This window comes from Gordonia phthalatica (genome assembly GCF_001305675.1).
Classification (GTDB): domain Bacteria; phylum Actinomycetota; class Actinomycetes; order Mycobacteriales; family Mycobacteriaceae; genus Gordonia; species Gordonia phthalatica.
In genome coordinates, this window is sequence record NZ_CP011853.1 from 2,469,263 (window position 1) to 2,487,905 (window position 18,643).

Below are 18,643 nucleotides of genomic sequence, written 5' to 3' on the forward strand. Positions count from 1 at the left end.
GTCGTCCCCGCAGTGGTTAGAGTTCCCTTCGTGACCGGTCGACCTGACGCTCCCCTCCGCGTACCCGCGGGCCTGTTGGCGGTCGCCGCGATCTTCAGCGTGCAGTTCGGTAACGCGATCGTCGGCTCGATGTTCGACCGCGTCGGACCGTTCGGCGCCGCCGCGCTCCGACTCCTCTGCGGCGCACTGATCCTCGTCGCGATCGTTCGACCCGACGTCCGTGATTGGCCGCGTCAGACCTGGTTGAGCGTGGTGCTGCTGGGGCTCGGCCTCGGGGGCATGAATCTGTTCATCTATCTGGCGATCGACCAGATCCCCCTCGGAATCGCGGTCACGATCGAGTTGATGGGGCCGCTCGCGGTCGCGGCCGCGGGCAGTCGTCGATTGCTCGACGGCGCCTGGGTCCTGCTCGCCGTCGTCGGCATCCTGCTGCTGGGCACGCACAGCGGCGACGGTGCCGGCGTCACTCTGGTCGGCGCGGGCTTCGCAGCCGTCGCAGCGACCTGCTGGGCGGTGTACATCCTGGCGTCGTCGAAGCTCGGAGTTCGTGTCCCCGGGGTCGACGGCCTGGTCACCGCGATGGTGGTCGCCGCCGTGGTCATCGCACCCGTGGGCGCTTTCCAGGCCGTCCCGGCGGTGGTCGACGATCCCTCCCTGCTCGCCGCCTTCGCCGGGGTGGCGATCCTGACCTCCGCGATCCCGTACGCGTTGGAGTTCATGGCGTTGAAACGGATGTCGACGCGCGTCTTCGGGGTGCTCTCGAGTCTCGGTCCCGCCGTCGCGGCGTTGGCCGGCCTGGTGGTTCTGGGGCAGTCGTTCGACGGCCTGCAGTTGCTCGCGATGGCGCTCGTCGTCGCAGCGAGCGCGGGCGTCGTCGCGACTGCCGGACGGTAGACGAAGGCCGGTCGGACGCGGCGGTCAGCGCGGGGCGGTCCAGCGACAGACGGCACCGTTGAGCCGACGGATCAGCATGACGATCAACGGCAGTTGCACCACCAGCACCAGGATGTGCACTCCCAGGTGGTCCGGATACTCCACCGCGGACGAGGCCATCGCGGTCCGGGGAATCAGCCCGACGAGCGCGGTGACGACCATGATCCACGCGGTGATCAACAACGCCCACGTCGCCGCCGCGCGGAGACGCGGGACGAAACCGAGCAAAGCGACGCCGAGATACATCACCAGCGGCACGACGTCGGAGAAGATGCCGAACGATCGACCGGTGAAATCCTCGTGGTTGTGAACGAGTGCACCAGCCAGGGCGATGAGCGCCAGGACGAGCACCACTGCATCACTGCGAACCGTCGCTTCCAGGACCGCAGACTTCGGGGCGGTCGCAGTCCGTGTTCGCAATGCCACCGATCGTCGCCCTTCATCGTTCGCAGAGCGTCCCCCGGGCCGTCCGGCCCGCTCCCGCGTGGCGCGATGCCGACCCGTCGAAAGGTCGTATTCACTGCGCACACTTCACCTAATCGTAAGGCCCGGCATCAGCACTAGGGACCAAAGTACGTACGCGACAATCGATTCGGACCGTTTGAATTCTTTGCCCGATTCCTCGTCGGTATTCTCGCTCACTCCACCGGCTGCCCGGACGATACCGAGCGTCCACGTGCACGCAGGAGACCGGCGACGATCAGCCCCTGACCGAGGGTGTAGGTCGCCATCACCGCCGGACCGAACCAGCCGGGAGTCGCATCGGGCAGAAACAGTCGGAAGGCGAGCAGCGAGTCGCTGGCGAGGAAGAAGGCGCCACCGACCGCCACCACCGGACCGCAGCGGGCAGACGTCGCCGCCGTCCCGGCCAACACCAAGCCGTAAACCGCGACCGCGGGCAACAGTGCGCCGGTGTGCGGACCCAGCACGACCAGCATCGCGATCCACCACCCGAGGTACCCGAGGCTCCACCTCGGCATCCGCCGTTCGGGAGCCAACCGGGTGAACAGGATGATGTAGGCCAGGTGCGCGACGCCGAAGAAGCCCAACATCAGCGGCAGTACCGAATCACCGTCCACCACCACTCCGACGCCGTCGCCGAGCCAGGAGAAGAACACCGCGGCGAGCAGTGTGGCGACCGCGGCAACGCTGCGCACCCGATCGGCAAGCAGCACCACCGGCAGGGCCAGCAGCGGCATCAGCAGGAGTTTCGTCGGCGCTGCGACGTCACTCTCCACCGCGAGCAGCACGAAGTGCGCAACGGCGACCACGACGTACGGCACCCACGCGATCACGGACCGCCGACGAGAACTCATGCCGACACCTTATCGACCGCGAATAACGCAATGCGAATTATGTCCTCGGCGGTGTCAACTCGTCGAAGCAACGTTCTCCTTCAGTAACTGTTCGAAGACCTCCCTCGGGGTGTAGAAGCCCAGGCACTGGCGTGGCCGTTCGTTCAGTTCGCGGGAGATCGCTTCCAGGTACAGCTGGTCGGACGGGATCTCGGTGCCCTTCGGCAGGTACTCACGGATCAGTCCGTTGGTGTTCTCGTTGGTGGGCCGCTCCCACGGCGAACGCGGATGGGCGAAGTAGATCGGCAACTCGGCAGCAACGGTCACGCTGGCATGCTCGGCCATCTCGGTGCCTTGATCCCACGTCAGCCCCTGTCGCATGAACTCCGGTAGTCCCCGCAGGTGATCGATCAGCACATCAGCGACCCCGGGCGCCTTCTTCCCGTCCGGCAGCCCCAGGACGAGCGTGTACCGGCTCGTGCGTTCGACCAGGGTCACCGCGGCGGACTGGCCAGCTTTCCCGACGATCAGATCGCCTTCCCACCAGCCCGGCACTCGCCGATCGGTCGCCGTCTCGGGGCGGTCATCGATGCTGACCATGCCCACAATCCGCGCCGACCGCTCACCAACGGACTTACGCGGCTTACGCGTGGTCCGCTTGGACTGCAACAGGATGCCCTGAGCAGCCAACTCTCCCTTCGGCAGAGCATAAATCCACCGATAGATCGACTCATGCGACACACGGCGCCCCTGCGCGCTCGGCGAACCCTTCATGGGATCCACTGTGGGTACTTCGGCCTCGAGTTTCAACCGTCCCGCGATCTGCCTCGGCGTCCGCGATCTCGACAGATCCGCCCGCACCCGGTCGGCGAGCACCGAGTCCGCATCGATCGCCCGTACCTGCGGACGGGCCCGACGCGCCCGTGCCTGCGTGTCGGCGTGCACCACCTGATACGCGCCCGTCTTGGTGGCGTTGCGTTTGATCTCCCGCGACACCACCGACTTGTCCCGCCCGATCTGCTCGGCGATCGCTGTAATCGTCATCCCGGCCCGCCGTCCGACCGCGATCTCTGTCCGATCCGCCGACGTCAGCATCATCCGCCCCAACCCCACCAGGCTCTCCTACCGCGTCACCCGCAACCCCTCGTGGCCTGCAGTGTTGCTACGACGGTATGACACCGCCCTCACCATACCGACTGGGGCACTCTTTCCGATATTCCACACAAACTCCACTCGAATCGACCTCACGCACGGAATATAAAGAGCAGGTTGCGATTGGATCTTTTACCCGGCAATTCAGCGGAACTCGGGCATGAAATCGAGAGAATCAACCCTGCCATCAATTACGGTGACCCACACGAGATGTCGATATGAGACCTCGAATGGACCTCGAAAATAAGGAGTAGTCATGGTCACCGACGTAGCGATCGACTACAGCGCCGGAATATCCGACGCCTGGAGTTCGATCGCCAAGTTCGTCCCCAAACTCGCCGCCTTCCTGGTCATCCTGATCGTCGGCTGGATCATCGCAAAGGTCCTGGCCAAGATCGTGACGGTGATCCTCCGAAAGGTCGGATTCGACCGTCTGGCCGACCGGAGCGGAATTACGTCTGCGCTCGCGAAGAGCGATTACGATGCCAGTTCACTGCTCGCGAACATCGTCTATTACGCGGTTCTGCTGATCACCCTCCAATTGGCGATCGGCGCCTTCGGGCCGAATCCGATCAGTGATCTCTTGACCAAGTTCGTCGCGTGGCTGCCCAAGTTGTTCGTCGCGATCATCATCATCGTCATCGCGGCGGCGATCGCCCAGGCCGTACGCGAGATCATCCGAAACGCCCTCAGCGGAGCGTCGTACGGATCGATAGTCGCGACCATCGCTTCGGTCTTCATCCTCGGTGCCGGCATCATCGCGGCACTGAATCAGATCGGCGTCGCGACCACGGTCACCACCCCGATTCTCGTCGCCGTGCTCGCGACCCTCGGCGGCGTGATCGTCGTCGGCGTCGGCGGCGGCCTGGTGAAGCCGATGCAGTCGCGGTGGGAGACCGCGCTCGACAAGGTCGCAGCCGAGATCCCCGCTCGACGCGCCGAGCGCGAACGGGCGGAGGCGAGCCACCGCCACGCGCAGCGCCCGGCCCAGGCTCAGGCCGTGCCCCAGCAGCCGGCCCCGACGCAGGGATATACGCCGCCGCAGACTCAGCAGTACTCCGGGCAGCCGCACCAGGGCCAGCAGTTCCCGGGCCAGGAGTACTCGGGCCAGCAGTACGGGCAGCCCGGTCAGTCCGGGCAACCCCCGCAGCAGTACCCGACGCAGGAGCCGCCGCAGCGCGACTACGGCGGTGGATACGAGCAGCAACGACCCCAGTGATCCCTCACCCTGGGCCCGCCTCCGTCGTTCCGGACGTCGAAGGCGGGCCCGGGTAGTGTCAGCGGCACCGATACCGCCGAGGAGAACACCATGGAGCAGTCCGGGCCCGACACCGACCGACCCGACGGCACACCCGAGTCCGGATCGGCCTGGCAGTACCTGTTTCCCTGGGTCCTGATCCTGCTCGCCGCGCTCTGCGCATTCAGTGACGCGCTCATCATCGCGATCGCCCTGTCGGCGGGCGCGATCGTCGCCGCGATCCAAACCGCGAGCGCGCGAGGTCGATTCAGCCGCGAGGGGTGAGGATGACCACCGGGATGTCGCGGTCGGTCTTGTCCTGATAGCCCTGGTAGCCGCTGTTCGCCTTCACCAGGATCGGCCAGAGCCGTGCCTTCTCGTCCGCGTCGGCACGACGCGCCGTCCACTGTGTGGTCTTCTCCCCGACCGTCACCTCGACGTCCGGATTCGCGACCAGGTTCTTGAACCAGTCGGGATCCACCGAGTGCCCGCCCTTCGACGCGACCACCACGATCTTCTCCGGGCCGTAGATCGGTGCCGTCAGCATCGTCGACCGACGCTGCCCCGACTTGCGGCCGATCGTGTGCAGTTCCAGCGTCTGCATGCCGAGCAATTTGGTCGGGAAACGGCCACCGGTCACGGTGAGAACGGCACGGTGGCCGTTCTCGAGAATCTTGGCGCCGATCGATGCGGACAGATCCGAGAAGTTCATCGATCCATCATCGTCGAGCCGATCCCCGCCTGTCGACGAGGCGCACCTCTCGCCGGTTCACATTTGTGCCACGCCTCACTCGCCGTGCTAACCTGAACAAAACTAGAACACGTTCTAGAAATGCACGATGGGGCTCACCGAGCCGACATCCCGCCACAAGAATGAGGATTCATATGAAGGTCGCGGTCACCGGAGCAGCAGGTTTCGTCGGCACCAATCTCGTCAACCGGCTCATCGCCGACGGACACGACGTCATCGCGATCGACCGCGTCTCACCCGACCATGCCCTCCAGCATCCTCAGGTCACGTGGACGTCCGCCGACATCTTCGACCGCGACGCCCTCGCCGCAGCCTTCGACGGCGTCGACACCGTCTACCACCTCGTCGCGATGATCACCCTGAAGCAGAAGGACGAGACCGCCTGGCGCGTCAACACCGAGGGCGTCGCCTCCACCGCGCGCGCCGCCCTCGCCGCGGGCGTCCGACGTTTCGTGCACTGCAGTTCCATCCACTCCTTCGACCAGTACACCGACTCCGGTGTCGTCGACGAGACCTCGGCGCGGTCCGAGGACCCGGAGCTGCCGGTCTACGACCGCTCCAAGTGGGCAGGCGAGCAGGAGTTGCGCAAGGTCATCGCCGACGGTCTCGACGCCGTCATCTGCAATCCGACCGGCGTCTACGGTCCGGTCGACCACGGACTGTCGCGCATCAACGGCATGCTCCGCGACGCCGCTCAAGGCAAGGTTCCCTGCTTCGTCGAGGGCACCTTCGATCTGGTCGACGTGCGCGACGTCGCGCGCGGCCTCACCCTGGCCGCGGAGAAGGGCCGAACGGGCGAGAACTACCTGATCGGCGGCGCCGACGTCCGACTGTTCGACGCCATGCGGACGGTCGCCGAGCTCTGCGGACGCTTCCGCCCCCTGTTCGCCGTCCCGCTGAGCCTGCTGAAGGTGGTCGTGCCGATCGCCGAGCCGATCAGCCAGCTCTTCGGCTCCGACCTGGTGTCCCGTGCGTCGATCGCCGCGCTGGTCGCGCAGCCGACCGTCGACATCACCAAGGCCCGCACCGAGCTCGGCTACCAGCCGCGTCCGACCGAGGAGACCCTGGCAGAACTCGTGGCGTTCCTGTGCGACTCGCACCAGATGGGTTCCGCGAAGCCGAAGTCCGGTCGCCACTTCGAGTCGATCCTGCCGTCTCTGGCGTGAACAGGCGTCATCCGAGACGTCGCGCCTGCACTCCGCCGATGATCGCGGCCAGCACTGCCACGACCATCGCGAAGATCATGCCCGCCTGACGGAGCGTCACGACGGTCGCAAGGAGTCCGACCCCGATCGCCGGCAACGCGAGGAGGACGTACAGGCTCGCGAAGTACGCCGACGACACTTCGCCGCGCGTGTGATGTGGGACCTCCTCCACGGTCAGCGAGAGCCCCGCGTTCACACAGAACCCGCACGCGAGGCCGAGCACGATCGACGCGACGACCAACGGCCACAGCAACGTCCAGCCGAGCGACGCGAGCACGAGCAGCGTCGCACCGACGAGGCCCGCGCAGCCGATCAGGAGTGCGCGTTCGGCGGCGATCCTCCCAGCGGCCAGTTGCCCGAGCGCCATCGTCGCGAAGACCAGGAACACGATCAGTCCCGGTACCCAGTGCGCGTCGATGCGCAGATCGTCGGCCAGGAAGAGCGCCGTGACGGACGTCAGAACGCCGCACACGGCGAATCCGGCACCGCCCGCGAGCACCGCGCGGACGAACGCCCCGCGGATCTCGCCGGGCACCCGCAGAGGCTGCATGCCCAGATTCACCGGTCCGTGCCGTTCCGGTCGCGGCGTCAGTGCGCACAGTCCGATCACTGCGATCACGCTCAACCCGAGGTGCATCACGTACGGGGTGACGAGGGCAGCGGAACTCACTGACGCGAGGACACCGCCGAGGAGATTCCCCGTCGCGAGGCCACCGGCGTTCGCTGCCACGGCCAGCATCCCGCCGGACGCACGACGCGCGAGCGGAAACAGATCGATCACCGCTGCGGTGCCTGCACCGCTCATGAAGCCGGCGCTCACTCCGGAGACCACCCGCGCCACCACCAGCAGACACAGCGACGGCGGCAGTATGAACAGGATGGAGCTGAGTGCGGCGCAGGCGAGCGCGATCAGCAACACCGGGCGTCGGCCGATCTGGTCGGACAGTCGGCCGAACATCAAGAGTGCCGCCACCACGCCGAACGCGTAGACCGCGAACAGCACGGTCACCGTCAGCGAGGAGAACGACAGATCGACGGCGTAGATCGAGTACAGCGCGGTCGGCAGCGTGGTGCCGACCATCGTCGCGAAGAACGCGAACGCCGTCGCCGCGACGGCCCACTTCCGGATCGTCGTCGACGTGTCGTTCGAGCTCGGAGTCACGGATCGAGTCTACGAAGCCGTCGGCGCGCCCGACAGGCCGTCGACCCCGCAGATGTTCAGCACTCAACCGCTCTTTTAAGACACTTTTCAAGACTATCGAGACAACAGAACACGATCAACGTGTAGTGGCACCACAGAGAATCGCCTCGTGCGTCTCGTATCTTTTGAGAGGGTCGCACAACATCGGCCCTCTCTTTTGAGATATGTTTACCGGCATGCCCTCATCCCTGGGAGGCGGTGCCCCGTACCAGCTCGGCTATGCCCGGGCCGGGCGAGAGACGCACGGCCTCGAAGCTCAGATCGACGCCCTCACCGGCGTCGGCGTCGAGCCCTCGAAGATCTACAGCGACAGCACGGGGAGCCTCTCTCCTGCCGCCGACCGCCCCGGCTGGTCTGCACTGCTCGCCTACGCCCGCCCCGGCGACACGACCGTCGTCGCAGGCATCGACCGACTGGGCCGCACTGCGCCCGAGGTCCTCGCCAGCGCGTTGGAGCTCACCAGGCGCCGCATCGGCCTGCGCTCACTCCGCGAGGGCCTCGACACGGACGATCCCGTCGGTGCTCTGATCGTCAGCGTGCTGGCGTCGCTGGCCGAGCTCGACGAGGAGGCCGAGGCACGGCCCACTGCCCCTGCACGACGACGCGCGCACGCCGCCACCGTCGGCCGTCCGCGGGCATTGGACGATGAGCAGGTCGACGTCGCCGAACGGATGAAGGCCGCCGGACACTCCGTCCCGCAGATCGCGACCGAACTCGGCGTCAGCCGCGCCACCCTGTACCGCACCCTCGCAGAGAGGCGCGCCACCCGATGACCGCACATCGCGCAGACGACCCGCACGTACTTCCCGAGATCGACATCGTGACCGAGCACGGCATCGTCACACGACTGCCGACGTCGTTCCCCCTGTACGACCCGGAACGCGATGCGGATCTGGATCCCGATCGTTTCCAGCAGGGCTTCGACGAGGCTCTCACCGACCTCGATCACATGCCGTCGGCTTGGGCGCGTCATTACGCCGCGTCGATCCTCGACAAGCCCGCGCCCCGTCACGACAGCGACCGCAGCCACACGCGCGGCTACCGCGCCGGCCTCTACGGCTTCCTGCGCCACTCGTAGCGCTGGTCGGCGACCGGACCCCACGATGGTCGAGCCGGAACGGAGCGAAGCGGAGATCCCTGTCGAAACCGCCGCGGGCTGGGTGCCGCCCCACCGACGCGACGAATCAACAGTGTTCGTTGTGACCAGATCGTGGTCACAACGAACACTCCAACTTCGGCGCAACACGGCGTGTCGCAGAACTCGGCGTGTCGAAACTGGCCAAAGCGATCCCACCTCCGACTACGACACGCCGACGATCACGACACGCCGCAGAGGCAGGTTTCTGATGAGCCGTCCGTGTTTCTGGCCGCTTTCTGGTCCCCCTCGAACGGTCACGCCCAGCGTCGACGTGAAGCCGCTCTGGTGCCGGTCGGTGTCATCGCCGGATTCGTTGGCCTCCACACCGCGATTGCCCTCGCCGGAGCCACACTCCTGGCGACGCCCGCACTTCTGCCCCGGTGGGGGTTCGACTTGTGACTGTTCAAGCCGACCAAGAGCCGCATAGAACGCCGCGTGCCGACGGCCGATCGCTACTCCGACGCCGCTTCTTCGGCTCCGAGCAGCAACTCGACCAGATCCGAGAGCGCGTGGTACCCGTCCTCACGCAGTTCCTGGTCCTCGATCAGCAGCCAGACCAGATGGCGCGGGTTCTTCAGTTCGAGCCATAGCTTCCGGATGCGGCCGCGGTCGCTGCCCTGCACCTGCTCGGCGACGGCCTCCGGGTCGTCGATGCAGCAGGCGAGAACCGCCGCGTCACGAAGGTGACGCTCAACGTCCCAGCTGTCGGCGGTGTACGCCGCACCCTTCAATCCGAGCGCCGCGATGATGGATGGCAGGCTGAACCGGATCTCTTCGTCGCCGACGTGCACCGTCACGTTCACCGTGCGCTGCAGGGCGCCAGTACCTCCCGGCACCTTGAACACCCTGTGACCCATCACCTCGAGCTGCGTCTTGAGGTGATCGGCGACCATCACGTCGACGACATCCTTGCCCCGTTCGAATCGATGCGCGAACCCGTCGCGGTCGTTCGGCCGGCGCAGGGTGAACCCCAGCTCCTCGAGCCTGGCACGTGCGCCACCGTAGGTGATCGCGTTCGTCTCGATATGAAGTACGACGTCGACGTCGTCGGTCGGGCGATGCGGCAGGCCGATGCGAGCCGCGTGGACCTGCACCATCAGCCCGCCGACGAGCGTCCAGCTGAACTCGGGAAGAGCTCGGGCCACTTCGACCGCCAGAGGCCACGGGTGCGCCCACCCACCGGGCGGTGCATCGACTTCCCAGTGCTCCCGTTCGGTCATCACAGAACGGCGATCATCTGAGCCAAACGCTCTCGGCCTACCGTGCGCGCTCGAGAGTCCATCGACTCCATCAGGTCGAGGGCGACCGCCGCCGACGGCAGCGAGCCGAGGGGCTCGTCGAGAATACGCAGCGAGATCCGACCGCCGGGCTCCTCCCGCAGTCCCAGATCGCGCAGCGTGCGGTCGGAGCCGAGGTAGAGGTAGCCGTCGATTACGTCCTCGGACCGCCCCCCTGCCAGGCCCCAGTCGGTGATGAGCGGTGACATCAGCCCGGTTGGATGCAGGCCCGCAGCGGTGATGGTGTCGGACAAGTCACGCTGCGCGCGCCGGGAGATGACGCGCATCTGCGTGATCCTCGCGCGCCGGCGGGTGAAGCGTGCGATCTGGATCGGGCTCATGGTGACCAGCCGAGCGGCCAGATGTTCCTCGCGCCGCCCGTGGGCCGCCCCGCCGGAGAGCAGACGGAGCGCGGCCCAGGCCGTGCCGGGGAGCGCCGGCCGCCCCCTGCTGGTGGTGCCGTTGTTCTGCGCGCGGTACACCGCGGCGGGCGCGACTACGACGGTGCGCCCGACCCGGCGGGTGTGCCCGAGCTCGCCACTGGCGGCCAGTCGCTGCGCCTGCCGGGGCGTCACCCCGAGTATCTGCGCCGCTTCGGATAGGGTCATCTCGTCGACCATGATTATATGGTCGCTTGTACGACTATATATTGCAACCATCGTCCACGGGCCCAGGCCCAGAATTGATCGGGTGCAGTCGGTCGGTTCCATTGCCGCTCAACATCATCGGGGAATCACGGTGGTTCTGCGAGCCACCGGCCGACCAACGACGAAACCCCCTCCGACTCTGGTCAGAGAGGGTTCCTGCGGTCGGGCTGACAGGATTTGAACCTGCGACCACCTGACCCCCAGTCAGGTGCGCTACCAAACTGCGCCACAGCCCGTTGCCCCGTTGGACGAAGCGAATTTACCTTAGCTTACGCGACGCTCTGACTGCTAATCGCCTGCACAGCGCGGGTTTTCATGCACCTCTGGAATGATCAACGGCATGCGGAACAGTTTCGAAGTGATCCCCGGTGTCGGCATGGGCGATGTCGTCCTCGGACTGTCCGGACGCCGAGTCGCCGAACTCCTCGGCCCGGCGGAGCCCGGATCGCCGCACGAGTCGTTCTACCGCGACGGCATGATCCTCGTCGAGTACGGCCCCGAGGACACCGTCAGATTCATCCAAGTCAGTTTCAGCCTGCCGACCGACCCGGCGGTGACGATCCGTGGAATTCGGCTGAACGGCCGCGCATACGACGACGTGATCGGTGATCTCGCGGACGCGGGCATCACCGGTACCGAGACCGACATCCGCCACGATTTCGGCGGCTGGGGCGTCTTCACGATGGACTCACTCATGGTGCTCGACGTCGACCCCGCTCGCCCCGATGACGAGCGGCCCTTGCAGAGGGCGTGTGGGTCGGCGACCACCAGTGAACGCCCAGCGGCCGAGGACTTCCGTCCTCGGCCGCTGGGCGAACATCTGCAGTCGATTACTTCTTCTTGCGGTCCCGCTTGTCGCGCACGCGGACGTTGATCCGGACGGGAGAGCCGTCGAACCCGAACTGCTCGCGCAGCTTGCGTTCCAGGAATCGGCGGTAGCCGGCCTCGAGGAATCCCGTCGTGAACAGCACGAAGGTCGGCGGGCGGGTCGCGGCCTGCGTGGCGAACATGACGCGCGGCTGGCGGCCACCGCGGACCGGCGGCGGGGTCGCGGCGATGATGTCCTTGAGCCAGGTGTTGAGCTGCCCGGTGGAGATGCGCGTGTCCCACGACTCCAGCGCGCTCTCGAGCGCCGGAACCAGCTTCTGGACGCTGCGGCCGGTCATCGCCGAGATGTTGACGCGACGCGCCCACGGCACCCGCGCCAACTCGCGGTCGATCTCGTTGTCGAGCTGGTGACGACGATCCTCGTCGACCAGGTCCCACTTGTTGAACACGACCACCAGGGCACGACCGCTGTCGATGATCATCGACAGCACGCGCAGGTCCTGTTCGGTGACCGGCTGGCTCGCGTCGATCAGCAGCAGCGCCACCTCGGCGGAGTCCAGCGCAGAGCGGGTTCGGAGCGACGCGTAGTACTCGTGCCCGGACGCATGGCGGACCTTGCGCCGCAGGCCGGCGGTGTCGACGAACTGCCAGGGCTTGCCCGCCAGTTCGATGACCTCATCAACCGGGTCGACGGTGGTGCCCGCGACGTTGTCGACGACAGCGCGCTCCTCGCCTGCCAGCTTGTTCAACAGTGAGCTCTTGCCGACGTTCGGCTTCCCGACGAGCGCCACACGGCGCGGCCCGCCGACCGCGAACTTCTCACGCGGAGAGGTCGGCAACGCCTCCAGGATCCGATCCAGGAGGTCGCCGGTACCGCGACCGTGAGCGGCCGAGATGGTGTACGGCTCCCCCAGGCCCAGCGACCACAGCGATGCGGCCTCGGCCTCCATCCGTTCGGAGTCCACCTTGTTCGCAGCGAGCAGGACCGGAGCCTTGGAGCGCCGCAGCACGCGGGCGACGGCCTCGTCGGTCGCGGTGGCGCCGACGGTCGCGTCGACGACCACGACGATCGCATCCGCGGTCCGCATCGCGAGCTCGGCCTGCGTGGCGATCGCCATGCCCATGCCCTTGGCATCCGGTTCCCAGCCACCGGTGTCGGTGACCATGAACTGGCGACCGGTCCACTCGGCCTTGTACGAGACACGGTCGCGGGTGACGCCCGGAACGTCTTCGACAACCGCCTCGCGGCGACCGAGAATGCGATTCACGAGGGTCGACTTGCCGACGTTCGGCCGACCGACGATCGCGACGACGGGCAGCACCTCGCCCTCGATCTCGTCACCGCCGGTGACGAAGTCGGCGAGATTCCAGTCGCCCTCATCGGACCACGTGCCGTCCCCTGCCATGTTCGGGTCGGCGTATTCGGTGGTGAGGTCATCGGTCACGGTCGGACTCCGATCCGTTCGGCGACCAGCTCGGCGAGCCGGTCGAGCACTTGCTCAAGGGTCATGTCGCTGGTGTCGACGACGACGGCGTCGTCCGCGGCGCGCAGCGGGGACACCGCGCGCGTCGAGTCGAGGTGATCGCGACGGTTCACGCTGTCGAGCACCTCGGAGAGGATGCTCTCACGACCGGCGGCGAGGTTCTGCCGGTGACGCCGCTCCGCGCGCGCCTCCGGAGTCGCCGTCAGGAAGACCTTCAGCTCGGCGTCGGGAAAGACGACGGTGCCGATGTCACGCCCTTCGACCACCAGAAAGGCGTCGACGGCATGGCTGCGCTGCAATTCCACCAGCTTGGTACGGACCTGCGGATTCGCCGACACGGCCGACACCGCGGAGGTCACCGCATCGGTGCGGATCTCGCCGGAGACGTCTTCCCCGTTCAAGAAGACGACGGTCTCACCGTCACCGACGGTCAACCGGATCGCCGCGTCATCGACCAGCGGGCCGACGGCATCGCTTTCGGTGTCGACGCCCGCGCGCAGCACGGCGAGGGTCGCCGCGCGGTACATGGCGCCGGTGTCGAGCATGTGGGCGCCGATCCGGGCGGCGAGGCGCGCCGCGACGGTCGACTTGCCAGTACCCGCGGGGCCGTCGATCGCGACGACAGCCGCGGTCCTGGCGGTGTTCTCGATGCTCACAGTCCGACTCCCTTGTAGAGCGCGCCGATCTCCTTCTTGTCGAGGACGCGCATGCTGCCCGGACGCTGCTTGCCGAGGGTGATGGGACCGATGTCGGTGCGGACGAGCCGGATCACGGGGAAGCCGACCTCTGCCAACAGGCGACGGACCACGCGCTTGCGGCCCTCGTGGAGCGTCAGGCGCAGCAGTGACTCGCCCTGGTGCACCTCGAGGAGGGCGAACGCGTCGACAGCGACGGGGCCGTCTTCGAGTTCGACGCCGCGGCGCAGTTCCCGGCCGAGGCCGCGGTTCACCTCACCGCGCACGGTCGCGAGGTAGGTCTTCGGCACCTCGTACGACGGATGCATCAGCCGGTTGGCCAGCTCGCCGTCGTTGGTCAGCAGAAGGAGACCCTCGGTGTCGGCGTCGAGGCGGCCGACGTGGAACAGCCGCTGGCCTGCCATGACGCGCTCGGCGACGAGGTCACCGACGCAGGGGCGACCGTAGTCGTCGCTCATCGTCGAGTGCCAGCCCTTGGGCTTGTTGAGCGCCAGGTACTGCTTGGTCTCGTCGATCACGACGCGGGCACCGTCGACCTTGATGATCGCGGTGTTCGGATCGATGCGCAGGCCCTGTTCGACGACCACTTCGCCGTCGACCTCGACGCGACCGGCGGCGATCAGTTCCTCCGCACCGCGGCGGGAGGCGACACCGGCGGCGGCGAGCACCTTCTGCAAGCGCATGCCGTCGGCCACGTAGGTGGCGCCGTCGCCCTCGACCTCGGCGTTCTGATGGCGCGCGGGCTTGGCGTTGTTGAGGCGGATCTTGCCCGATTCGACGTCGACGCGTGAGCTGCCCTTGCGGTGCGGTTTGCGCGTGGACGGATGCTGACCGGGTCCGCCTCGCTTCGCGGGTCCACCGCGACGGCCCGCGACGTCACTGCGGCCGGAGGACTTGCCTCGTGAATTCTGTTTGTCCGACGAGCGACCGGTCGAAGCGTCGCGGCGACCGCCGTCGCGCTTGCTGTTGTCTCGTCGTCGTCCCGGTGTGCCGTCTCGGCTAGCGGATGCCATTGAAGTGTCCTTCAGCTGTATTCGATTTCGTCTGTCGACGTCCCGTGCGGCGCTAGTCCTCGTCGGCTTCGGCGAGCGTCTGCGCCGAGACGTCAACCTCTGATTGTGCCTTTCCACCGGCCAGTTTGGCGAATCGAGGGTCGTCGAGAAGTTCGTCACCGAGGTCCTCGATCGCGTCGACGCCCGGCAGGAGGGGTGCGATGTCGGGCAGATCACTGAGCGACGCGAGGCCGAGTCGCTCCAGGAACAGTTCGGTGGTCACGTACAACGTTCCGTTGGTGTGCTCGTCCGCGCCCGCATCGCTGATGAGCCCGCGCGCCACCAGCGTTCGGACCACACCGTCGACGTTGACGCCGCGGATCGCGCTGACTCGCGCGCGGGTGACGGGCTGCCGGTAGGCGACGACCGCGAGGGTCTCCAGCGCGGCGCGGGTCAGTTTGCTGCGCGTCCCGTCGAGCAGCAGCTTCTCGACATAGGGCGCGTACTCCGAACGCGTGTAGAACCGCCAGCCGTCGCCTGCGAACCGCAGGTCGATGCCGCTGCCGTTCTCGGTGAGGTCGGCGCTCATCTGCCGCAGCAGGTGCCGCACGCGTCGTCGCTCCTGCCCGGTCGCTGTCGCGAGTTCCTCCACCGTGGCCGGCGTGTCGACCACGAGCAGCACTGCTTCGAGCGCCGCGCGAAGTTCGTCGTCGTCGAGGCGGTCGGCCTCGTCGACCTCGGATTCGGGTGCAAGGTCCTGGTCGGTCATCCGTAGTCCTCCGACTTCTCGATGTCGATCTCCTCGATGTCGCGGTCGCCGGTCCAGCTGACCTTCAGCTCCCCGAGGGCCTCGGGCTGATCGAACAGCACCGCCCGTTCGCGGTAGAGCTCCAGCAGGCCGAGGAACCGAGCGACCACTTCGAGGCCGTTCGCGCATTCGGCGACCAGCTGCCCGAAGGTCAGCCACTCCCCGTTGACCGCGGTGAGCAGCGCCGTCAGCCGCTTGGCCTGTTCGGGCACCGACACCGGCGAGCCGTGCAGATGATCGAGACCGACGGTCGGCTTCGGCTTGGGAATGAACGCGGCGGCGGCGATCTCGGCGAATCGCTGCGCGGTGACTCCGAGGTCGACCTCCGGCAGCAGGTCCTCGAACCGATCCTCCAGCGACACGGCCCGCGGATAGCGTTGCAGCGCAGCCGCTTCGAGCTCGCCGAACAGCACCGCCACCTGCTTGTAGGCGCGGTACTGCAGCAGCCGGGCGAACAGCAGGTCGCGCGCTTCCAGGAGGGCGAGATCTTCGGGGTCCTCCACCTCGCCGGACGGCAGCAGACGCGCCGCCTTCAGGTCGAGCAGGGTCGCGGCGATCACCAGGAACTCGGTGGTCTGCTCCAGGTCGGCTTCCGGGCCGAGTGCCTTCGTGTAGGCGATGAAGTCATCGGTGACGACGTGCAGCGCCACCTCGGTGACGTCGAGCCGGTGCTGGCTGATGAGGTTGAGCAGCAGGTCGAACGGTCCGGAGAAGTTCTTGAGTTTGACCTCGAACCCGGTCCGCTCGGGTGCCCCGCCGTCGGCTGCGGCCTCGTCGACGGCCGCGTCATCGACCGCACGCTCTTCGACGGTCGTCGCGTCGACTGCGGCCTCGTCGACTTCGGTCACTCGGTCCGCTCGTTGGCCGCGATCACTTCGCGCGCGAGACTCCGATAGGCCTGGGCGCCCGTGGACTTCGGCGCCCACGACGTGATCGGCTCGCCGGCGACCGACGTCTCGGGGAAGCGCACGGTGCGGTTGATGACGGTGTCGTACACGGCGTCGCCGAACGCCTCGACGACGCGACTCATCACCTCGCGCGAGTGCAGGGTGCGCTGATCGAACATCGTCACGAGGATGCCGCCGAGTTCGAGCCGCGGGTTCAGTCGGTCGTGGACCTTGTCGATGGTGTCGGTTAGTAGGGCCAGACCGCGGAGGCTGAAGTACTCACACTCCATCGGGATGACGACGTTGTCGGCGCAGGCCAGGGCGTTGACGGTCAGCAGCCCGAGCGACGGCTGGCAGTCGACCAGGATGTAGTCGTAGCGGTCCGCGACCGGGTGCAGCGCGCGTGCGAGCGCCTGCTCGCGGCCGACCTCGGTGACGAGCTGGATCTCGGCGGCCGACAGGTCGATGTTCGACGGCAGCAGGTCGAGGCCGTCGACGCGGGTGCGCATGAGGACGTCGTCGGTCGCCGCATACGGCGGAACGAGGAGGTTGTGGACGGTCTCGTCGAGCTCGTGGTGCGGCACGCCGAGACCTGCGGACAGGGCGCCCTGCGGGTCCAGGTCGACGAGCAGGACGCGTCGACCCCATTCGGCCATCGCGGCACCGAGGTTGATGGTCGACGTGGTCTTGCCGACGCCACCCTTCTGGTTGCACATCGCGATGATGACCGCGGGACCGTGCTTGTCGCGGGGACCCGGATCGGGGATGTCACGGTACGGGCGACCGGTGGGTCCGAGCTTCTCGGCGGGTACGTCGAGTTCACCCTGCTCTGCTCTGCTGCGGGGTCTGGATGCACTCACCTGTTGATGCTCCTCCCCGGTTGTGCACGATGCTGAAATCAGTCATCTGCAATCCTAGTGTGTGTTGAGGCGCCGCCACCGGAGGCGACCCACCGGTTCCCTCCGCTCCCGCTTCAACACCCGAAACCCCATGTTCGCAGGCGGTTTGGGCCTCTCCGGCGTGTCGCGTCAGTCCTCAACCTCGCCTTGAGATAGAGACCGCTCCGCACGCCGCACCACTTCCCTGCCATCCGCACCGCTCCTGTCTCCCGCACTGGGTCGCGACCGAGTGCGGCAGACAGAAGTGGTGCGGATGACGCGCCTGGATCCGGTCGTCACCGTATGGTGGCGACCATGAGCGATCACGGTCTCGATCTCCAGTTCGGTGTCTTCATCACAGGCGCATCCGACGCACCCCGGCAAGCGGTCGATCTGGCACTGACCGCGGAGGACGCCGGCATCGACATGGTGACCATCCAGGATCATCCGTATCAGCCGGCGTTCCTCGACACGTGGACCCTGCTGAGCTACATCGCGGCCCGCACCGAGCGCGTCCTGCTGTCCGGGAACGTCCTCAACCTGCCGTTGCGCCCACCCGCCGTCCTCGCTCGTGCGGCGGCGAGCCTGGATCTGCTGTCGAACGGCCGCTGCGAGATCGCGTTGGGCGCCGGAGCCTTCGGCGACGCGATCGCGGCGATGGGCGGGCCGCGAAGGACGCCCGGCGAAGGTCGTCGCGCCCTGGAGGAGGCAATCGGCGTGATGCGGGCCCTGTGGGACACCTCGACCCGCGGCGGCGTGCATCTGCCCGGCGACTTCTATCCGATCGACGGCGCCAAGCGCGGCCCGGCACCGGCGCACCGCATCGGGATCACCGTGGGCGCGTACGGCCCGCGCATGCTCGACCTGGTCGGCCGGACGTGCGACGGCTGGCTGCCGTCGCTCAGCTACCTGAAGAACGGGATCGACGACCTCACCGCGTTGAACGCGACCATCGATGCGGCGGCCGCCTCCGTCGGCCGCGAGCCGACCGACATCCGTCGGTATCTCAATCTCGGTGGCCACTTCACCGACACCCGCGACGGCATCCTGAGCGGCCCGCCGGAGTCGTGGGCGCAGGACCTGGCCGCGCTCACCGCCGAGCACGACATCACCGGTTTCATCTTCGCCACCGACGACGCCGACGAGATCGAGGTCATCGGCACGCAGGTCGCGCCGGCCACGCGGGAGCTCGTGGCGCAGGCCAGGCAGCAGCCGTACTGACCGGAGCCGAACGC

At 67.2% G+C, this 18,643-nt stretch carries 21 protein-coding genes and 1 tRNA gene; 8 read left to right on the forward strand and 14 right to left on the reverse strand.

Annotation, left to right across the window (positions count from 1 at the left end; all coding sequences use genetic code 11):
* The first annotated feature begins 30 nt into the window (after positions 1–30).
* Complete coding sequence (locus ACH46_RS11595; RefSeq protein ID WP_062393022.1) at positions 31–894, forward strand: EamA family transporter; 864 nt, start codon at positions 31–33, stop codon at positions 892–894.
* Positions 895–918: 24 nt separating this feature from the next.
* Here the strand turns inward: ACH46_RS11595 and ACH46_RS11600 are convergent, their stop codons facing one another.
* The 3 genes from ACH46_RS11600 to ACH46_RS11610 form a co-directional block, all read right to left on the reverse strand.
* Positions 919–1,359 carry a hypothetical protein gene (locus ACH46_RS11600; protein ID WP_157851047.1) on the reverse strand — a complete coding sequence of 147 codons (441 nt, stop codon included), beginning with the start codon at positions 1,357–1,359 and terminating at the stop codon, positions 919–921.
* Positions 1,360–1,571: 212 nt separating this feature from the next.
* A complete protein-coding gene (locus ACH46_RS11605; protein ID WP_062393024.1) occupies positions 1,572–2,249 on the reverse strand; it encodes a lysoplasmalogenase family protein in 678 nt (225 codons plus the stop codon).
* A gap of 54 nt (positions 2,250–2,303) precedes the next feature.
* The gene (locus ACH46_RS11610) at positions 2,304–3,323 is read right to left on the reverse strand and encodes an IS30 family transposase (protein WP_193392986.1); all 1,020 of its coding nucleotides are present in this window, start codon (positions 3,321–3,323) and stop codon (positions 2,304–2,306) included.
* A 313-nt stretch (positions 3,324–3,636) separates the two neighbouring features.
* Between ACH46_RS11610 and ACH46_RS11615 the strand changes: the two genes are divergently transcribed.
* Both ACH46_RS11615 and ACH46_RS11620 read left to right on the forward strand, forming a co-directional pair.
* Entirely contained in the window at positions 3,637–4,599 is a 963-nt protein-coding gene (locus ACH46_RS11615; protein ID WP_062393025.1) for a mechanosensitive ion channel family protein, read from the forward strand.
* A gap of 90 nt (positions 4,600–4,689) precedes the next feature.
* Positions 4,690–4,902 (forward strand): hypothetical protein, encoded by a 213-nt coding sequence (locus ACH46_RS11620; protein WP_062393026.1) that lies wholly within the window; start codon positions 4,690–4,692, stop codon positions 4,900–4,902.
* On the opposite strand, the gene ACH46_RS11625 is transcribed toward ACH46_RS11620, so the two are convergent.
* Complete coding sequence (locus ACH46_RS11625; protein WP_062393027.1) at positions 4,886–5,329, reverse strand: nitroreductase/quinone reductase family protein; 444 nt, start codon at positions 5,327–5,329, stop codon at positions 4,886–4,888. The two genes, ACH46_RS11620 and ACH46_RS11625, sit on opposite strands and share 17 nt — an antisense overlap.
* Before the next feature lie 173 nt (positions 5,330–5,502).
* On the opposite strand from ACH46_RS11625, the gene ACH46_RS11630 reads away from it, so the two are divergent.
* On the forward strand, positions 5,503–6,534 hold the full coding sequence (locus tag ACH46_RS11630) for an NAD-dependent epimerase/dehydratase family protein (protein ID WP_062393028.1): 1,032 nt from the start codon (positions 5,503–5,505) through the stop codon (positions 6,532–6,534).
* Between the two features lie 7 nt (positions 6,535–6,541).
* Here ACH46_RS11630 and ACH46_RS11635 read toward each other — a convergent pair whose 3' ends face one another.
* Positions 6,542–7,735, reverse strand: coding sequence for an MFS transporter (locus ACH46_RS11635; RefSeq protein ID WP_062393029.1), 1,194 nt, complete (start codon positions 7,733–7,735; stop codon positions 6,542–6,544).
* A gap of 215 nt (positions 7,736–7,950) precedes the next feature.
* Here ACH46_RS11635 and ACH46_RS11640 point away from each other — a divergent pair, with 215 nt between their 5' ends.
* Positions 7,951–8,547 (forward strand): recombinase family protein, encoded by a 597-nt coding sequence (locus tag ACH46_RS11640; RefSeq protein ID WP_062393030.1) that lies wholly within the window; start codon positions 7,951–7,953, stop codon positions 8,545–8,547.
* Positions 8,544–8,852 carry a hypothetical protein gene (locus ACH46_RS11645; protein WP_062393031.1) on the forward strand — a complete coding sequence of 103 codons (309 nt, stop codon included), beginning with the start codon at positions 8,544–8,546 and terminating at the stop codon, positions 8,850–8,852. Before ACH46_RS11640 ends, ACH46_RS11645 begins: the two co-directional genes overlap by 4 nt.
* A 512-nt stretch (positions 8,853–9,364) precedes the next feature.
* Here ACH46_RS11645 and ACH46_RS11650 read toward each other — a convergent pair.
* The 3 genes from ACH46_RS11650 to ACH46_RS11660 all read right to left on the reverse strand — a co-directional run bounded on the left by ACH46_RS11650 (position 9,365) and on the right by ACH46_RS11660 (position 11,072).
* Positions 9,365–10,132: a hypothetical protein gene (locus ACH46_RS11650; protein ID WP_226995596.1), complete on the reverse strand. Its 768-nt coding sequence runs from the start codon at positions 10,130–10,132 to the stop codon at positions 9,365–9,367.
* Positions 10,132–10,797, reverse strand: a complete 666-nt coding sequence (locus ACH46_RS11655) for a helix-turn-helix domain-containing protein (protein WP_157851048.1) — start codon at positions 10,795–10,797, stop codon at positions 10,132–10,134. The genes ACH46_RS11650 and ACH46_RS11655 overlap by 1 nt, the downstream gene beginning before the upstream one ends.
* A gap of 201 nt (positions 10,798–10,998) precedes the next feature.
* Positions 10,999–11,072: transfer RNA gene (locus ACH46_RS11660), tRNA-Pro, on the reverse strand.
* 104 nt (positions 11,073–11,176) lie between these two features.
* Here ACH46_RS11660 and ACH46_RS11665 point away from each other — a divergent pair.
* Positions 11,177–11,710, forward strand: coding sequence for a hypothetical protein (locus ACH46_RS11665; RefSeq protein ID WP_062393033.1), 534 nt, complete (start codon positions 11,177–11,179; stop codon positions 11,708–11,710).
* Here the strand turns inward: ACH46_RS11665 and der are convergent.
* The 6 genes from der to ACH46_RS11695 are packed head-to-tail and all read right to left on the reverse strand — an operon-like array spanning position 11,667 to position 17,390.
* Positions 11,667–13,070, reverse strand: a complete 1,404-nt coding sequence (gene der, locus ACH46_RS11670) for a ribosome biogenesis GTPase Der (protein WP_062395315.1) — start codon at positions 13,068–13,070, stop codon at positions 11,667–11,669. The genes ACH46_RS11665 and der overlap by 44 nt on opposite strands.
* Before the next feature lie 35 nt (positions 13,071–13,105).
* Positions 13,106–13,798, reverse strand: coding sequence for a (d)CMP kinase (cmk, locus tag ACH46_RS11675; protein ID WP_062395317.1), 693 nt, complete (start codon positions 13,796–13,798; stop codon positions 13,106–13,108).
* Between the two features lie 2 nt (positions 13,799–13,800).
* On the reverse strand, positions 13,801–14,856 hold the full coding sequence (locus tag ACH46_RS11680; RefSeq protein ID WP_062393034.1) for a pseudouridine synthase: 1,056 nt from the start codon (positions 14,854–14,856) through the stop codon (positions 13,801–13,803).
* A gap of 52 nt (positions 14,857–14,908) precedes the next feature.
* A complete protein-coding gene (gene scpB / locus ACH46_RS11685) occupies positions 14,909–15,604 on the reverse strand; it encodes an SMC-Scp complex subunit ScpB (protein ID WP_062393036.1) in 696 nt (231 codons plus the stop codon).
* Positions 15,601–16,491, reverse strand: coding sequence for a segregation and condensation protein A (locus ACH46_RS11690; RefSeq protein WP_062393037.1), 891 nt, complete (start codon positions 16,489–16,491; stop codon positions 15,601–15,603). The genes scpB and ACH46_RS11690 overlap by 4 nt, the downstream gene beginning before the upstream one ends.
* Positions 16,488–17,390 (reverse strand): ParA family protein, encoded by a 903-nt coding sequence (locus ACH46_RS11695; protein WP_062393039.1) that lies wholly within the window; start codon positions 17,388–17,390, stop codon positions 16,488–16,490. Before ACH46_RS11695 ends, ACH46_RS11690 begins: the two co-directional genes overlap by 4 nt.
* A 333-nt stretch (positions 17,391–17,723) precedes the next feature.
* On the opposite strand from ACH46_RS11695, the gene ACH46_RS11700 reads away from it, so the two are divergent.
* The gene (locus tag ACH46_RS11700) at positions 17,724–18,629 is read left to right on the forward strand and encodes an LLM class flavin-dependent oxidoreductase (protein WP_062395318.1); all 906 of its coding nucleotides are present in this window, start codon (positions 17,724–17,726) and stop codon (positions 18,627–18,629) included.
* Positions 18,630–18,643: the final 14 nt, after the last annotated feature.

Coding starts and splice junctions, on each gene's coding strand:
- ACH46_RS11605 (WP_062393024.1), bottom strand. CDS start 2,249: ATGAGTTCTCGTCGGCGGTCCGTGATCGCGTGGGTGCCGTACGTCGTG.
- ACH46_RS11610 (WP_193392986.1), bottom strand. CDS start 3,323: ATGCTGACGTCGGCGGATCGGACAGAGATCGCGGTCGGACGGCGGGCC.
- ACH46_RS11615 (WP_062393025.1), top strand. CDS start 3,637: ATGGTCACCGACGTAGCGATCGACTACAGCGCCGGAATATCCGACGCC.
- ACH46_RS11620 (WP_062393026.1), top strand. CDS start 4,690: ATGGAGCAGTCCGGGCCCGACACCGACCGACCCGACGGCACACCCGAG.
- ACH46_RS11625 (WP_062393027.1), bottom strand. CDS start 5,329: ATGAACTTCTCGGATCTGTCCGCATCGATCGGCGCCAAGATTCTCGAG.
- ACH46_RS11630 (WP_062393028.1), top strand. CDS start 5,503: ATGAAGGTCGCGGTCACCGGAGCAGCAGGTTTCGTCGGCACCAATCTC.
- ACH46_RS11640 (WP_062393030.1), top strand. CDS start 7,951: ATGCCCTCATCCCTGGGAGGCGGTGCCCCGTACCAGCTCGGCTATGCC.
- ACH46_RS11645 (WP_062393031.1), top strand. CDS start 8,544: ATGACCGCACATCGCGCAGACGACCCGCACGTACTTCCCGAGATCGAC.
- ACH46_RS11650 (WP_226995596.1), bottom strand. CDS start 10,132: ATGACCGAACGGGAGCACTGGGAAGTCGATGCACCGCCCGGTGGGTGG.
- ACH46_RS11655 (WP_157851048.1), bottom strand. CDS start 10,797: ATGACCCTATCCGAAGCGGCGCAGATACTCGGGGTGACGCCCCGGCAG.
- ACH46_RS11665 (WP_062393033.1), top strand. CDS start 11,177: ATGCGGAACAGTTTCGAAGTGATCCCCGGTGTCGGCATGGGCGATGTC.
- der (WP_062395315.1), bottom strand. CDS start 13,070: ATGGCAGGGGACGGCACGTGGTCCGATGAGGGCGACTGGAATCTCGCC.
- ACH46_RS11680 (WP_062393034.1), bottom strand. CDS start 14,856: ATGGCATCCGCTAGCCGAGACGGCACACCGGGACGACGACGAGACAAC.
- scpB (WP_062393036.1), bottom strand. CDS start 15,604: ATGACCGACCAGGACCTTGCACCCGAATCCGAGGTCGACGAGGCCGAC.
- ACH46_RS11700 (WP_062395318.1), top strand. CDS start 17,724: ATGAGCGATCACGGTCTCGATCTCCAGTTCGGTGTCTTCATCACAGGC.